The sequence below is a fragment of the Curtobacterium sp. MCLR17_031 genome (assembly GCF_003234775.2).
GTDB lineage: Bacteria > Actinomycetota > Actinomycetes > Actinomycetales > Microbacteriaceae > Curtobacterium > Curtobacterium flaccumfaciens.
The window spans coordinates 3,431,815-3,447,620 of the sequence record NZ_CP126270.1 but is presented as its reverse complement, the minus strand read 5'-3'; the positions used below and the strand labels follow the sequence as shown (position 1 = coordinate 3,447,620).

14 protein-coding genes are annotated in these 15,806 nt (G+C 71.7%); 8 read left to right on the top strand and 6 right to left on the bottom strand.

The annotated features are described in order from the left end of the window. Window positions 1–3: 3 nt before the first annotated feature. The 4 genes from DEI96_RS16285 to DEI96_RS16270 form a co-directional block, all read right to left on the bottom strand. Window positions 4–843 (bottom strand): oxygenase MpaB family protein, encoded by an 840-nt coding sequence (locus tag DEI96_RS16285; RefSeq protein WP_181440595.1) that lies wholly within the window; start codon window positions 841–843, stop codon window positions 4–6. After that, a complete protein-coding gene (locus tag DEI96_RS16280) occupies window positions 840–1,205 on the bottom strand; it encodes a hypothetical protein (RefSeq protein WP_146246965.1) in 366 nt (121 codons plus the stop codon). The genes DEI96_RS16285 and DEI96_RS16280 overlap by 4 nt, the downstream gene beginning before the upstream one ends. Before the next feature lie 50 nt (window positions 1,206–1,255). Further along, window positions 1,256–1,555 (bottom strand): hypothetical protein, encoded by a 300-nt coding sequence (locus tag DEI96_RS16275; protein WP_035809242.1) that lies wholly within the window; start codon window positions 1,553–1,555, stop codon window positions 1,256–1,258. 242 nt (window positions 1,556–1,797) lie between these two features. Further along, window positions 1,798–3,429 (bottom strand): RecQ family ATP-dependent DNA helicase, encoded by a 1,632-nt coding sequence (locus DEI96_RS16270; RefSeq protein ID WP_111024797.1) that lies wholly within the window; start codon window positions 3,427–3,429, stop codon window positions 1,798–1,800. A 223-nt stretch (window positions 3,430–3,652) separates the two neighbouring features. On the opposite strand from DEI96_RS16270, the gene sucC reads away from it, so the two are divergent. The 8 genes from sucC to DEI96_RS16230 all read left to right on the top strand — a co-directional run bounded on the left by sucC (window position 3,653) and on the right by DEI96_RS16230 (window position 14,860). Next, window positions 3,653–4,822, top strand: a complete 1,170-nt coding sequence (gene sucC / locus DEI96_RS16265; protein WP_111024796.1) for an ADP-forming succinate--CoA ligase subunit beta — start codon at window positions 3,653–3,655, stop codon at window positions 4,820–4,822. Window positions 4,823–4,833: 11 nt separating this feature from the next. Further along, window positions 4,834–5,721, top strand: a complete 888-nt coding sequence (gene sucD / locus DEI96_RS16260) for a succinate--CoA ligase subunit alpha (RefSeq protein WP_071404667.1) — start codon at window positions 4,834–4,836, stop codon at window positions 5,719–5,721. 104 nt (window positions 5,722–5,825) lie between these two features. Next, window positions 5,826–7,847 (top strand): cell division protein PerM, encoded by a 2,022-nt coding sequence (locus tag DEI96_RS16255; RefSeq protein WP_111024795.1) that lies wholly within the window; start codon window positions 5,826–5,828, stop codon window positions 7,845–7,847. Window positions 7,848–7,888: 41 nt separating this feature from the next. After that, entirely contained in the window at window positions 7,889–8,482 is a 594-nt protein-coding gene (gene purN, locus DEI96_RS16250; RefSeq protein WP_071404669.1) for a phosphoribosylglycinamide formyltransferase, read from the top strand. Continuing rightward, on the top strand, window positions 8,479–10,113 hold the full coding sequence (gene purH, locus DEI96_RS16245) for a bifunctional phosphoribosylaminoimidazolecarboxamide formyltransferase/IMP cyclohydrolase (RefSeq protein ID WP_111024794.1): 1,635 nt from the start codon (window positions 8,479–8,481) through the stop codon (window positions 10,111–10,113). The genes purN and purH overlap by 4 nt, the downstream gene beginning before the upstream one ends. A 571-nt stretch (window positions 10,114–10,684) precedes the next feature. Next, window positions 10,685–12,493, top strand: a complete 1,809-nt coding sequence (locus DEI96_RS16240; protein ID WP_027466673.1) for an ABC transporter ATP-binding protein — start codon at window positions 10,685–10,687, stop codon at window positions 12,491–12,493. Between the two features lie 101 nt (window positions 12,494–12,594). After that, window positions 12,595–14,394, top strand: coding sequence for an ABC transporter ATP-binding protein (locus DEI96_RS16235; RefSeq protein WP_111024812.1), 1,800 nt, complete (start codon window positions 12,595–12,597; stop codon window positions 14,392–14,394). A gap of 37 nt (window positions 14,395–14,431) precedes the next feature. Next, window positions 14,432–14,860: a DUF805 domain-containing protein gene (locus DEI96_RS16230; protein WP_110863162.1), complete on the top strand. Its 429-nt coding sequence runs from the start codon at window positions 14,432–14,434 to the stop codon at window positions 14,858–14,860. A gap of 37 nt (window positions 14,861–14,897) precedes the next feature. Here DEI96_RS16230 and DEI96_RS16225 read toward each other — a convergent pair whose 3' ends face one another. After that, complete coding sequence (locus DEI96_RS16225; protein ID WP_111024811.1) at window positions 14,898–15,236, bottom strand: MGMT family protein; 339 nt, start codon at window positions 15,234–15,236, stop codon at window positions 14,898–14,900. 30 nt (window positions 15,237–15,266) lie between these two features. Continuing rightward, window positions 15,267–15,722, bottom strand: a complete 456-nt coding sequence (locus DEI96_RS16220; protein ID WP_027466669.1) for a GNAT family N-acetyltransferase — start codon at window positions 15,720–15,722, stop codon at window positions 15,267–15,269. Window positions 15,723–15,806: the final 84 nt, after the last annotated feature.

The window sequence follows — 15,806 nt, the reverse complement described above, 5'->3', positions numbered from 1 at the left end:
CCGCTACCGTACCGTGGCGTGTCGCCCAGCGGTCCGCCGCATCGCCCGCAGCAGCAGCGGCCCCGGCAGCCCCAGCAGGGCCCCCGGCACCAGCGCCCGCACCCCGGCCACCACCCGGACGGTGCGCCGGAAGCGCCGTTCCTCCCGCGGCCCCCACGCGAAGCCGTACGCCGAGCGCGCCCGTTCCGGCAGCATCCCCACGGTCACGATGCGGACGAGGGGCATCGCCGCCCGCACCCACAGCGGCGCGAACCGCGGGTGCAGCAGGTCACGGACGACCCCGCGGGCGTCGTCGGTGACCTCGAGTCCGTCGAGCGTCTGCTGCCAGTACCGGTCGAACGCCGCCACCGAGGTCGGCCAACGCTCCGGCGGCACCCGCAGCGCGGTTGCGATCGGGGCGTAGGCGGCGAGGACCTGCTCGGCTCGGGCCGCGGAGACGCGTGTGCCGAACAGGTCGTGTGCCCGGCGGGCGGAGTCGAACAGGGTCGCGGCCACCCAGAGCTGCCGGTCGACGTCGTCGGCGCCCGCGACGGGCCGGTGCGCACGGTTGACGAAGCCCGCTGCGGTCGCCGAATCGGTCTCCGTCCCGATGACGACGGCGTAGACGAACATCAGGGTGTGGGCGAGCCGCTGCTGGGGTCGCCTGGCGAAGTCCGAGTGCCGTCGGACACCGGCCGCGACGACCGGGTCGGCGATCTGCAGCAGGATGGCGCGGCCGCCCGCGGCCACGGGGGTGCTGTCGGCGAGGAACCGACGCAGGTGACGGTCGTGCGCGCGACCAGCAGGCGGACGGGAGGCACGGTGCGGGTCGTGTGTCGTGCCTCCAGGCCGTGGGGTGTTCACGCCGCACCGCGTCGGCGTCGCGCCCGCAGGACCGGCCACAGGTCCGCGGCGATCGCCGCCAGGAGCGCGACGGCGCCGACGACCAGGGCGACCAGTGCGTACGAGGTGTCGACGGGCGCATCACCGGTCAGGGCGAGGAGCGTCGCGACGAGCCAGATCGCGGGGAGCGGCCAGAGGCGGGTCGGTGATCCGGTGACGACCGCACCGACGACGCCGACGACGAGGAGCGGGACCCAGCGGCCACCGGGTTCCGAGCGGGCGGCGAGGTGTGCCGCGGCGGCGACCAGCAGCATCGCCGCGACCGCCAGCAGCCGCGCTGCCGACGGCATGCTGCGGACGCTGGAGCGGACTCGTCGGAACACGGCCCGATGCTACCGAGCCGTGTTCCGGGGGAGCCTGATCAGGTCAGCGCTCAGAGCGGCTTCGTGCCGAGGTCGTTGCCGAGGTCGGCGCGGTCCTCGTCCTGCTCGTTCTCGTGCTCCCACAGGTCGGGCGAGCCCTCGCGCGGGGATCCGCCGGTCGGACCGTCGTCGGAGCCGTCACCGGGCTGCGGCTCCACCGTCTCACCGGCGACCGCGTCGTTCGTCACCGTCTCGAGGGACTCCTCGGCCTCGTCCACCTCGTACGGGCCGACGTGCTCACGATCGATGTCGTCGTCGCGACGCTGCTGGGACTCGAAGTCGTCGACGGGGCTGATGCCGGGGTCGCTCATGGTGGTTCCTTTCCGTTGCGGGCTTCCTGCCTACCCGCCGGCGCTTGGCGGCCGTCCGGTTTCGTGTCGTGTTCACCCGGGGGTCACCTTCCGGTCACACCGCCACGGCAGCATCGCCGATGCTCGGGGGAGTGGAGCGCGGTCGCCGACGGGTGGTCGAGCGACCGCGCCTTCCCCGCCCGGGCCGGCCGGGCCGTCCGGGCCCGTGCGCTGGCCGTCGGTGCGATTCGTCCGGGCCGCTGTCAGACGCGTTCGAGCAGGTCGCGTTCCTCGACGTCGGCGAGTGCGAGGGTGCGGTACCCGGCGGACTCGAAGAACACCGTGATGCGGTCCTCTTCCGTGCTCATCACCACGCCCGTGCCCCACTCGGCGTGCTCGACGCGGGCATCCGGCGGCCAGGCGGCGTCGTTCGCACCGTCGGCGACGTGGGCGGAGGCGTCCCGGGCCGTGCCGGACGAGCAGGTGTCGCAGTTGCCGCACGGCTCCGGCAGCTCGTCGCCGAAGTAGCCGAGCAGGAACTGCCGGCGGCACCCGGTCGTCTCGGCGAGCTGGCGCATCATCGCGATGCGGGACTCCTCGACCCGTTCCCGTTCGGCGGCACGGTCGGCTGTCGCACGTGCCGCACGGTCGGCGTCCTGCGGGCCGTCCGGCACCCGGGAGACACCGTCGACGTCGTCGCGCAGGGCGCCGGCGTCGAGCAGGGCGTTCAGTGCGCGACCGGCGGTGCGGGCCGACAGGCCAGCGGCGTCCACCAGTGCGGAGCGGGCGATCGAGCCGGTCGCCGGGACGGCGTCGAACACGGCCCGGACCGAGGCGGGCCGCGGCGAGCCGGACGCGAAGAACGTGCGCAGGCCGAAGTCCTCGGCGCGGTAGTGCAGGGTGGCGCCGGCCGGTTCGGCATCCCGCCCGGCTCGCCCGATCTCCTGGTAGTAGGCGTCGATCGACTCGGGGACGTCCGCGTGCACGACGTACCGGACGTCGGGCTTGTCGATGCCCATGCCGAAGGCACTCGTCGCGACCACCACGTCGACGTCGCCGTCCAGGAACCCGGTGTGCACGGCCTCGCGCTCCGCCACCCGCATGCCGGCGTGGTACGGCTGCGCACGACGACCGCGGGCGGCGAGGGCGTCGGCGTACTCCGTCGTCGCCGCGCGGGTGGCGACGTAGACGACCGTGGGACCGTCGAGCTCGGCGACCTGGTCGACCACGGCCTGGCGCTTCTCGGCGTCCTCGGCGTGCCGGACCACCTCGAGTCGGATGCCGGGACGGTCGAACCCCGAGGCGAGCACGAACGGGTCGCGCATGCCGAGCCGCTCGACGATGTCGTCCCGGACCGGAGCGGACCCCGTCGCGGTCAGGGCGAGCACCGGCGGGCGGCCCAGGCGCTCCGCGACCTCGCCGAGCGCCAGGTAGTCCGGTCGGAAGTCGTGGCCCCACGACGAGATGCAGTGCGCCTCGTCGACGGCGACCAGTGCGACCCCGGCATCGCGGAGGCGCTCGAGCACGTCGTCCTTCACCAGCTGCTCGGGGGCGAGGAACACGTAGCCGATCTCGCCCGCGGCGACGGCGTCCCACGCGTCGGCGACGTCCCGCGCCTTCTTCGTGGCGTTCAGGGCGACGGCGCGGGGTGCGTCGGGATGGTGCTCGAGCCCGACCACCTGGTCCTCCTGCAGCGCCACGAGCGGGGAGACGACCACGACCAGGCCGTCCAGCCCGAGGCCGGCGACCTGGTAGATCGCGGACTTCCCCGATCCGGTGGGCATGACCGCCAGGGCGTCGCGGTGTTCGAGCACCGCGTGGATGACGGACTCCTGGTCGGGGCGGAGCTTCCAGCCGAAGACCTCGGTGGCGCGGGTACGGAGTTCGGGTTGCACCGATCCACAGTGCCGAGCGCCAGCTCGGGCCGGTCCCAGCGGTGCGCGCAGCGGCTCACGCGCGTCGGAGCGGACCGGGGCCCGGCATCCGTGCACCGGCCGTCCACCGAGCAGCGCTAGGCTGCGTGGCGGCCGTTGTCTCGACATCGAGCGACCCTCGATGTGGAGTGCGCGACCGGGAAACCGATGCCGATCGCACGAACCGTGCGGGAAGAAGAACAGCGTGGATCTTTTCGAGTATCAGGCCAGGGACCTCTTCGAGTCCTACGGCGTCCCCGTGTTGCAGGGGATCATCGCCGACACCCCCGAGCAGGCGAAGGCGGCGGCCGAGAAGATCGGTGGCGTCGTGGTCGTCAAGGCGCAGGTGAAGGTCGGCGGTCGCGGCAAGGCCGGCGGCGTGAAGGTCGCGAAGACCCCGGACGAGGCGTTCGAGCACGCGCAGGCCATCCTCGGCCTCGACATCAAGGGCCACACCGTCCAGCGCGTCATGGTCGCCCAGGGTGCCGACATCGCCGAGGAGTTCTACTTCTCCGTGCTGCTCGACCGGGCCAACCGCTCCTACCTCTCGCTCACCAGCGTCGAGGGCGGCATGGAGATCGAGCAGCTCGCCGTCGAGAAGCCCGAGGCGCTCGCCCGGGTCGAGGTCGACCCGCTGACGGGCATCGACAAGGCCGCCGCGCTCGAGATCGCTCGGCAGGCGAACTTCCCATCGGAGCTGCAGGACGCCGTCGCCGACGTCTTCGTCAAGCTCTACGACGTCTACAAGGGCGAGGACGCGACCCTCGTCGAGGTGAACCCCCTCGTCCGCACCGGCGACGGTCAGATCCTGGCACTCGACGGCAAGGTCTCGCTCGACGAGAACGCCGACTTCCGCCACGAGGGCCACAAGGACCTCGAGGACACCGCCAGCGAGGACCCGCTCGAGGCCAAGGCGAAGGCCCACGGCCTGAACTACGTCAAGCTCGACGGCCAGGTCGGCGTCATCGGCAACGGCGCGGGGCTCGTCATGTCGACGCTCGACGTCGTCGCCTACGCCGGTGAGCGCCACGGCGGCGTGAAGCCCGCCAACTTCCTCGACATCGGCGGCGGCGCCTCGGCCGAGGTCATGGCCAACGGCCTCGACGTCATCCTCGGCGACCCGCAGGTGAAGAGCGTGTTCGTGAACGTCTTCGGCGGCATCACCGCCTGCGACGCCGTCGCGAACGGCATCGTCGCCGCGCTCGGCATCCTCGGCGACGCGGCCACCAAGCCGCTCGTCGTGCGCCTCGACGGCAACAACGTGGAAGAGGGTCGCCGGATCCTGGCGGAGGCAGCGCACCCGCTCGTCACCGTCGCCGCGACCATGGACGATGCGGCCGAGAAGGCCGCCGAACTCGCCGCCGCAGCGGCCTGAAGGGACTGACCATGTCGATCTTCCTCAACAAGGACTCCAAGGTCATCGTCCAGGGCATCACCGGTGGCGAGGGCACGAAGCACACCGCCCTGATGCTCAAGGCCGGCACGAACGTCGTCGGCGGCGTGAACGCCCGCAAGGCCGGCACCACCGTCACCCACGGCGACGTGTCGCTGCCGGTCTTCGGCTCGGTGCGCGAGGCCATCGACACCACCGGTGCCGACGTCTCGATCGTCTTCGTCCCGCCGGCGTTCGCGAAGGACGCGGTGATGGAGGCCATCGACGCCGAGATCCCGCTCGTCGTCGTCATCACCGAGGGCATCCCCGTGCAGGACTCGGCCGAGTTCTGGGCGCACGCCAAGGCGAAGGGCGGCACGACCCGGATCATCGGGCCGAACTGCCCCGGCATCATCACCCCGGGGGAGTCCCTCGTCGGCATCACCCCGGCGACGATCACCGGCAAGGGCCCGATCGGGCTCGTCTCGAAGTCCGGCACCCTGACGTACCAGATGATGTACGAGCTCCGGGACCTCGGCTTCTCGACCGCCATCGGCATCGGCGGCGACCCGGTCATCGGCACCACGCACATCGACGCGCTCGCCGCGTTCGAGGCCGACCCCGAGACCGAGGCCATCGTGATGATCGGTGAGATCGGTGGCGACGCCGAAGAACGTGCGGCCGAGTTCATCAAGGCGCACGTCACGAAGCCGGTCGTCGGCTACGTCGCGGGCTTCACCGCTCCCGAGGGCAAGACGATGGGCCACGCCGGCGCGATCGTGTCCGGTTCGGCCGGTACCGCCGAGGCGAAGAAGCAGGCGCTCGAGGCCGCCGGCGTCAAGGTCGGCAAGACGCCGTCCGAGACCGCCGCGCTGCTGCGCGAGGTCGTCGCCGCTCGCTAGCGGCCAGCGCCCGGCAGACGGTCGGGACGAAGCCGGGAGGCTCGGTGCGGGTTCCGCGCCGAGCCTCCCGTCGTTCCGGCTGCGGCTCACGTATCCTCGCTGCGATGAACCGCCTGGGAACCGCTCTGCTCGCCGCGATCGAGGCGGTCGTGACGGTCGGCGTCGGCATCGGGATCGCCCTCGTGCCCCTGACGCTGCTCTGGGGGTTCGAGTACGGCCTGCAGGTCGACTGGGACGTGTTCTGGAAGGCCACCGGCAGCGTCTGGCTCGTCGGGCACGGCGTCGACGTCTCGTTCCTGCTCGGGTCCGCACTCGCCAAGAGCACCGGGGTCAGCGGCGCAGCCGACCCCATCCACGTGACCCTGGCGGCCCTCGGGTTCGCGGTCGTGACGGCCTGGCTCGGCGCCCGCGCCGGACGTCGGTTCGCGGAGACCGAGCACCGCACCACCGGGCTGCTGGTCGGGACCGCCGTCGTCGCGCTCCTCGGTCTGGCCGTCGCCCTGTCGTCGACCTCGGCTGCCACCCGCCCCACGCTCTGGCAGGCCGTGGTGCTGCCGGCGCTCTGGTTCGGGATCCCCGCACTCGCCGCCTCCGAGGTCTGCCGTCGTCGCCGTGACCTGCCCGCCGACGCCGGCACCCAGCGCATCATCGACCTGGTCGACCGCATCCCCGCCGTCTGGCGGTCCGTCGCCGGGTTCGGCCTGCGCGCCGGGACCGCCGCGACCGCCGTGGTCGTCGGGGTCGCCGCGGTGCTCGTCGGCCTGCTCCTCTTCACCTCGTTCGCCGAGGTCATCACCCTGTACGAGCAGTCGCACGCCGGGGTCATCGGCGGCGTCGCACTCACCGTCGGGCAGCTCGCGTTCCTGCCGGACTTCGTCGGGTGGGCCACCTCGTGGCTGATCGGCCCCGGGTTCGCGATCGGCACCGGGTCGAGCGTGTCCCCGATCGCCACGACCCTGGGCCCGATCCCCGGCCTGCCGGTCTTCGGCGCGCTGCCGACCTCTGGTCACACCTTCGGGCTCGTCTGGATCCTCGTGCCGGTCATCGCCGGGTTCGCGATCGGCGGCTCGATGCGGCCGCGGTTGGTGCGGGCCCTGGGCGCCGCCGACTCCGCGCTGCACCGTGCGCTCGGCGGTGTCGTCGCAGGACTCGTGGCCGGGGTGCTCACGGGGCTCATCGCCTGGGTGTCCTCCGGTTCGTTCGGCCCCGGGCGCCTTGCCGACGTCGGCCCGAACGCCCTCGCGGTCGGCGGGTTCGCCGCACTCGAGATCGGCCTGCCGGCGATCATCGCCCTCGCCGCGGGCAGCGACCTGGTCCGGCTGCCGGACCGTGGATGGACGCGGGAGCGTTGGACCGAGGCCGACGAATCCGACGATGCCCACGACGCGGAGCGCGCCGGTGTCGACGTCGGCGAGGGGTCCCTGCTCGCCGCGCTCGACCAGGCCGGCGCCGGGCGCACCACCGACGTGCACCGCTTCGTGGTCGAGGAGTCCCACGACGGGTCGACCGCTGCACGGCCCCGTGCGACGACCGAACACGTGACCGAGCCGATCGGCAGCGAGCCCGCCTCCGCACCCGCACGGCCCGCCTCCGCACCCACGCCCGTCACACCCGCGCCCGTCGCACCGCGCGCCGGCGACACCGACCACGACGTCGAGCTCCCCGACTGGGCGAAGACCGACGCGGTGGCCGCCGACCGCCTGGCCGCCGAGCCCGAACCGGAGCGCCGCAGTGCCGGACGAGCAGCCCTGGGTGGCCTCCGCGACCGCCTGGCCGGTGCGGCCGAGGGCGTCCGGGGACGAGCCGGTGTACTCCGCGACCGCGTGACCGGCTCCGACGCCGAGCCGGATCGACCCAGCTCCGAGCGGCCCACCGCGTCCACACCCGCACCCACCGCGGTGCCGACCGACGCGCAGCCCGCGTTCCCGTGGAACACCGAGGAGTTCGTGGCCGGCCGCGACGACGTCGACGAGACGGCCGAGGCGGACCGCGTGGACGTCGCGCTCGACACCCGAGCGCCCGCCTCGAAGCCGGCGGAGCCGTCCCGCCCGGCGAAGTGGGACGTCACCGACCAGATCCCCGAGGACGAACTGCCCTGGTGGCGACAGCCGAAGGACGACCGGTAACCGCGCCCGCCGACGCCGTGCCTCCCGGTAGGGTTGGTGCCGTGCTCGAACTGGTCGTCCTGATCTCCGGTACCGGGTCGAACCTCCGAGCCCTGCTCGAAGCGACCTTCGACGCCGAGTACCCCGCCCGTGTCGTCGCCATCGGTGCCGACCGCGACGCCGAGGGGCTCGGGCTGGGCGAGGAGTTCTCGATCCCGACCTTCACGGTGCCGTTCACCCGCTACGACTCCCGCGCCGAGTGGGGCCAGGCCCTGGCGGAGCAGATCCGCCCGTGGTCGCCCGACCTGCTCGTGCTCTCCGGCCTGATGCGCCTGCTGCCCCCGGCCGTGGTGTCCGAGTTCGCCCCGGGGATCATCAACACCCACCCGGCGTACCTGCCGGAGTTCCCCGGCGCCCACGGCGTGCGGGACGCCCTGGCCGCCGGGGTCACCGAGACCGGAGCGAGCGTCATCGCGGTCGACGACGGCGTCGACACGGGGCCGATCCTCGCGCAGGAGCGCATCCCGGTGCTGCCGGGGGACACCGAGTCGACGCTGCACGACCGCATCAAGCCGGTCGAGCGCCGCCTGCTCATCCAGACCATCCTCGACATCGCCAACGGCACCACCGACCTGAAGGGCACCCCGAGCGCATGAGCGTGCACGCAGCCGACCCCAGCCTCTACCGCGACCGTGACGTGGTCCCGGTCCGCCGTGCACTCATCTCGGTGAGCGACAAGTCCGGCCTGCTCGAGCTCGCCGGTGCCCTGGCCGACTCCGGGGTGGAGATCGTGTCGACCGGCTCCACCGCCCAGGCCATCCGTGACGCCGGGTACGCCGTCACCGACGTCGCGAGCGTCACCGGGTTCCCCGAGTCCCTCGACGGCCGCGTGAAGACGCTGCACCCGTCGGTGCACGCCGGCCTGCTCGCCGACCTGCGGCTCGAGTCGCACGAGCAGCAGCTCGCCGACCTCGACATCGCGCCGTTCGAGCTCGTCGTCGTGAACCTCTACCCGTTCGTCGAGACCGTGGCGTCGGGTGCCGACACCGCGACCGTGGTCGAGAACGTCGACATCGGCGGCCCCGCGATGGTCCGCGCCTCGGCGAAGAACCACCCGAACGTGGCGATCGTCGTGTCCCCGGCGTCCTACCCCGAGGTCGTCGAGGCCGTCCGTGCCGGCGGAACCACGCTCGAGCTCCGGAAGCGCCTCGCCGCCCAGGCCTTCGCGCACACCGCCGCCTACGACACCGCGGTGGCGTCGTACTTCGCGAGCGACGTCGTCACGGCCGCTGCAGCCCCGACGACCGCCGGCGACATCCGGACCCCCGGTGCGTTCGACGAGCACCTGGCGGTCGAGGCCGAGCTGTCGGCGACCCTGCGCTACGGCGAGAACGCCCACCAGGCCGCGGCGCTCTACACGACGTCGGACGGCACCGGCATCGCGCAGGCAACGCAGCTGCACGGCAAGGAGATGTCGTACAACAACTACGTCGACGCCGACGCAGCGGTCCGTGCGGCCTTCGACTTCGACGAGCCCGCCGTCGCGATCATCAAGCACGCCAACCCGTGCGGCATCGCGATCGCCCCGGCCGACTCCGCCGACCCGATCGCCTCGGCCCACGCCGCCGCGCACGCCTGCGACCCGCTCTCGGCGTTCGGCGGGGTCATCGCCGCGAACCGCCCGGTCACCGTGGCCATGGCCGAGACCGTGAAGGACATCTTCACCGAGGTCGTCGTCGCCCCCGGGTTCGACCCCGAGGCGCTCGAGATCCTGTCGCGCAAGAAGAACATCCGCCTGCTCACGCTGCCGGCCGACTTCGCGCTCGCCGACCGCGAGGTCAAGCAGATCTCCGGCGGGTTCCTGGTGCAGGACGCCGACCGCTTCACGGGCTTCGACCAGGCCACCTGGACCCTCGTCGCCGGCGAGCCCGCCGACGAGCAGACCCTCGCCGACCTGGCCTTCGCGTGGAAGGCGAGCCGTTCGGTGAAGTCGAACGCCATCCTGCTGGCGAACCATGGTGCGAGCGTCGGTGTCGGCATGGGCCAGGTCAACCGGGTCGACTCCTGCCACCTCGCGGTGAACCGTGCGGGTGACCGTGCGACCGGCAGCGTCGCGGCGTCGGACGCGTTCTTCCCGTTCGCCGACGGCCTGCAGGTGCTGCTCGACGCCGGTGTCCGTGCGGTGGTGCAGCCCGGTGGCAGCGTCCGCGACGACGAGGTCATCGCCGCGGCGAAGGCCGCCGGCGTCACGATGTACTTCACGAGCGAGCGCCACTTCTTCCACTGATGTGAACAATCGGTGGCGAACCATTGCGCGCCGTGAGTCACTGTGAATAGTCTGTAAGGCTCCGCGGCAGGCAGCCGACGATCCCTCGGGACCGGCGGCACCGCGGACACAACGGTGACGAAGACGACGACTGGAGTGACGATGGACAACATGACCGGAACCGTGGCGACGGCCGCCCGTGCAGGTCTCGTGTCCGTCGTGGGGACCACTCCCGCACGGCGATCCCTGATCGCACCGCGGCCCCGCGCCGCGGCCGCCGTCTAGTCGGGCCGTTCCCACGGCCCCGCGACGCAGCACCACCGGCGTCCGCGAACCACCCGCCTGAACCCGGGGGACGACTGTCCCTCGGTGCCTCCGGCCCGACCGACGTCACGCGAGTGACGGCGGAGACGCGACCACGCGCCCGGCCGATGATCACCACGCAACGCCACACCGAGCCTCCAGGCCGAAGCCGCGCGACGCGAGCAAGCAAGCAGCAAGCGAGCAAGCAGCAAGCAAGCAGCAAGCAAGCAGCGAGCACGCACCGCGCAGCGCGACCCGGGGACCCGGCAGACGCATGAGGACGCAACGCATGTCCAAGTCGCCCACCACGGCGCGCCCGTCCACCTTCCGCGCGATCGCGCGGATCTACCCCTACGTGAAGCCCTACCAGGGGCGCCTCATCGGCGGCATGGCCGCAGCGATGGGAGCCTCCCTGGTGGCGCTCGCAATCCCCTACGTGCTGCAGTGGCTCGTCGACGGTCCGCTGTCGTCGCGCGACTCGGCACAGATCTGGCCCGCCGGGCTCGGGGTGCTCGCCCTCGGTGTGCTCGAGGCGTTCTTCATCGCCTCGCGCCGCCGGCTGGTGATGCGCCCCTCGACCCGCATCGAGACCAGCATGCGCAACTCGCTCTACGCGAAGCTGCAGGACCTGCCGGTCGCGTTCCACGACCGCTGGGAGTCCGGGCAGCTGCTGTCCCGCTCCGTGTCGGACCTGTCGCTGATCCGGCGCTGGCTGGCCTTCGGCGTCGTCCTGCTCGTCGTGAACATCGTGACGATCGTCGTCGGCTTCGTCGTGCTGTTCACCTTCGGGTGGATCCTCGGGCTGATCTTCCTGATCGCGTCGATCCCGCTGTGGATCAACGGCCTGCTGTTCGAGCGCCGGTACTCCGCCGTCGCACGCCGCAGCCAGGACCAGGTCGGTGACCTCGCCACGAGCGTCGAGCAGTCGGTGCACGGCATCCGCGTGCTCAAGGCCTTCGGTCGCGGCGGGGCGAAGCTCGAGGAGTTCAGCGAGCAGGCCGAGGCCCTGCGCGGCACCGAGATCAAGAAGGCGAAGGCCATCGCGGGCATCTGGCTGTGGCTGCTGCTCGTGCCGGACGTCGCGTTCGCGCTGTGCCTGCTCGCCGGCATCTGGCTGGCATCGCAGGGGCAGCTCAGCGTCGGCCAGCTGTTCGCGTTCTTCGCGACGGCGACGGTGCTGCGGTTCCCGATCGAGTCGATCGGCTTCCTGCTCTCGATGACGTTCGACACCCGCACAGCGGTCGACCGCTTCTTCGAGGTCATGGACTCCGAGAACACCATCACGGACCCGGAGCACCCGAAGACGATCGCGGAGCCGCACGGTGCGCTGTCGTTCAACGGCGTGCACTTCCGGTACCAGGACTCCGCACCGCAGTACCCGGACCTGATCAACGGCGTCGAACTGCAGCTGCAGCCGGGCGAGACCATGGCGCTCGTCGGGCTCACCGGCTGCGGCAAGACGACGCTGCTCTCGCTCGTGCCGCGTCTGTACGACGTGACCGGCGGTTCGGTGACGATCGACGGGGTCGACATCCGCGACCTCACCCGCGAGGAACTGCGCCGGCACGTCGGCGTCGCCTTCGAGGACGCCACCCTGTTCTCGTCGACCGTGCGTGAGAACGTGCTGCTCGGTCGACCGGACGTGCAGGGTGCCGAGGCCGAGGCGCTCATGCGCGAGGCGCTCGACATCGCGCAGGCGTCCTTCGTGGACGACCTGCCCGACGGCGTCGACACCCGGGTCGGTGAGGAGGGGCTGTCGCTGTCCGGTGGGCAGCGCCAGCGTCTGGCACTCGCCCGCGCGATCGCCGCGCGGCCGTCGGTCCTGGTGCTCGACGACCCGCTGTCGGCGCTCGACGTCGACACCGAGGCACGGGTCGAGGCGGGCCTGCGACGCGTGCTCGCCGACACCACGTCGCTCATCGTGGCGCACCGTCCGTCGACGGTGACGCTGGCCGACCGGGTCGCCCTGATGGAGAACGGCGTCGTCACGGCCGTCGGGACCCACCACGACCTGATGGCCACCAACGAGCACTACCGCTACGTCATCTCGTCGCTCGACGACGACGACGCGACCGCACGACAGGAGGCGATGGCATGAGCCAGCAGACCGACCAGAACCTGCCGGGAGGAACGGCGTCCGTCCCGCAGGAAGCTCCGGACGAGCAGGCTGCCGCCCCCGTCACCGCCTCGATCACCACCATGGGCGTGCGCGGCGAGGAGCGTGAGGACTTCACGAAGGCCGAGAGCAAGCGTCTGCGGCGCCGGTCCCTCGCCCTGCTCGGGTCCCTCGCCGCACCGCTGAAGCTCCGGCTGGTGCTGCTCGGGATCGTGGTCGTGGTCTCGACCGCCGGCACCGTCGCGGGTCCGGCGCTCATCGCGTGGGGCATCGACAACGCCCTGCCCGCGGTGATGGACCAGAACGACTGGGTGCCGGCGTTCGGGGTCGTCGCGACGTACATCGTCGTGGCCGTCCTCGGCGCGGTGCTCACTGCCTGGTACACGGTGCTCGCGGCACGGATCAGCCAGGCGATCCTGTTCGACCTGCGCAAGCGGGTGTTCCTGCACACGCAGCGGCTCTCGCTCGAGTTCCACGAGACCTACACGTCGGGCCGGATCATCTCGCGCCAGACGAGTGACCTCGACTCGATCCGCGAGCTGCTCGACTCCGGGCTGAACCAGCTCATCCAGGGTGTGCTGTACATGGCGTTCACCGCCGTGGCCCTGGTGCTGCTCGACCCGACGTCCGGGCTCGTGCTCGCGGTGTCGCTCGTGCCGCTCTGGTTCCTGATCCGCTGGTTCCAGACGAACTCGCAGACGCTGTTCCGCTCCACCCGTGTCACCTCGGCGCGCGTCATCGTGCACTTCGTCGAGACGATGACGGGCATCCGCGCGGTGCAGGCGTTCCGCAAGGAGTCCCGCAACCGTGACGAGTACGGCGGCTACGTCGAGGACTACCGGGTGGCGAACACGAAGGTGTTCAACCTGTTCGGGACCTTCGACCCCGTGCTCGTGCTCATCGGCAACGCCACGCTCGCCGCGGTCGTCATCGTCGGTGGTTTCCGGATCGTCGGCGGGACGCTCGAGGTCGGTGCGCTGCTCGCGGTCGCGCTGTACGCCAAGCGCTTCTTCGACCCGGCGCAGGAACTCGCGATGTTCTACAACGGGTACCAGTCGGCGTCGGCGGCGATGGAGAAGATCTCGGGTGTCCTCGAGGAACGGCCGAGCGTGCCGGACCCCGTGAAGCCCACCCGCCTGGCGGACGCCACCGGGAAGATGGACTTCGACGACGTCGTCTTCGCCTACAACCAGGGCAAGGTCGTGCTGCCGGAGTTCGACCTGCACATCCCGTCGGGGCAGACGATCGCCCTCGTCGGGTCCACCGGTGCCGGCAAGTCGACGCTCGCCAAGCTCATGGCGCGCTTCTACGACCCGACCCAGGGCTCGGTCAAGCTCGACGGTGTGGACCTGCGGGACCTCGACACGAAGGACATGCGCCGCGCGATCGTCATGGTCACACAAGAGGCGTACCTGTTCTCCGGCACCGTCGCGGACAACATCGCGCTCGGCAAGCCCGGTGCGTCGCGTGAGGAGATCGAGGCGAGCGCCAAGGCCGTCGGCGCGCACGAGTTCATCATGGCGCTACCCGACGGGTACGACACCGACGTGAACAAGCGCGGCGGCCGTGTCTCGGCGGGTCAGCGGCAGCTGCTCTCGTTCGCGCGGGCGTTCATCGCGGACCCGAAGGTGCTCATCCTCGACGAGGCCACGGCGTCGCTCGACATCCCCTCGGAGCGACTCGTGCAAGAGGGTCTGGAGACCCTGCTCGCCGACCGCACCGCGGTGATCATCGCGCACCGGCTGTCCACCGTCGCGATCGCCCACCGGGTGCTCGTGATGGAACACGGCCGGATCGTCGAGGACGGCACCCCCGCCGACCTCATCGCCGGCACCGGGCGGTTCGCCCAGCTGCACGCGGCCTGGCGCGACTCGCTCGTCTAGGCCCCGGTCGGGCTGCACCACGTGGTTGGCTTGCTCCATGAGCAACGACAGCGTGGTGCAGCCCGGCGGCGTCGCCCTGCACGACCCCTTCTACGGTGCCCCCTTCACCGAGGCCGTCCGACGGTTCTGGCGGAAGTACACCGTGTTCACCGGACGGGCATCGCGCGCCGAGTTCTGGTGGTGGTGGCTGACGTCGTTCGCGATCGGGCTCGTGCTGCAGCTCGTGCCGCAGGTGTTCACGCCGGACACCCCGGTGCTCGAGAACCCCGTCGGCTCGTACCTGTTCATGCTGTGGGTGCTCGCGACGCTCATCGGCTCCCTCGCCCTCGGCGCCCGACGGCTGCACGACGCCAACCTGTCCGGCTTCTGGCAGTTCCTGCACGTGCTGCCGGGCCTCGGCTCGCTCATCGTGTACGTGCTGTGCCTGCTGCCCGCGAACCCGAAGGGTGCGCGCTTCGACCGCTGACGGTGGGCCCTGGCGGGCCGGCCTGCGCGGCCGGGGATCAGAACGGGTCGTCCGCGTCCGTGGCGGGTGACCAGCGCGCACGACGCATGTCGAGCCTCCAGGCCGTCGTCCCCTGCACGAGCGGCGTCCCCTCGACGCGGTAGTGCTCGAGCGCACGGGCCTCGTGGTGCAGCGGCGGGTGCCCACCCGCGCGCACCACGCGCCACCACGGCAGGTCGGCGCCCTCGTGCGCCATCACCTTGCCGACGGCACGCGACGCCCGCGACCCGAGGGCTGCGGCGACGTCGCCGTACGTCATGACGTGACCCGGCGGGATCATCCGCACCACCTCGGCGACGGCGGCGCCGAAGTCGACGGGGGCGTCGTCGGATGCCACGTCGTCGGAGGGCACGTCGTACGGGGAGTGCTAGAGCGTCAGGACCGCGAAGTGGTCGCCGTACTGGGTCTCGCGCACGACCTCGAACCCCACGGCGCGGAAGAACGCCTCGGGGCTGTCGTCGCCGCCCGGCTCGTACACGACCGTCAGTCGCTCGAACCCACGGCTGCGTGCCTCGTCCGCCAGCCCGTGCACGGCGAAGCGACCGACGCCCCGGCCCTGTGCGCTCGCCGCCACGTTGACGCGCCAGATGCAGCTGCGCAGCTCTTCCTGCGCGTTGTCGGCGTCGAACGAACCGATGATCAGGCCGAGGACCTCGTCGTCGTCGAGGACGACACGGGTCCACGCGGAGCTCGGCTTGACGTCGGACTCGGCGACCCCGTAGGTGGTCGGCTGCACGAACTGTTCCTGGCCCGGCTTGAGCGTCAGGGAGTTGGCCGCGGCAGCGGTCTTCGCGGAGAGTTCTTCCAGGCGCAGGTCGGACATGCGGCCAGGGTAACGGTGCAGACCCTGCGGAAGCCAGTGACGACGGCAGACCGAGACCGCACCGTTGCCGCGGCGGAACCGGGC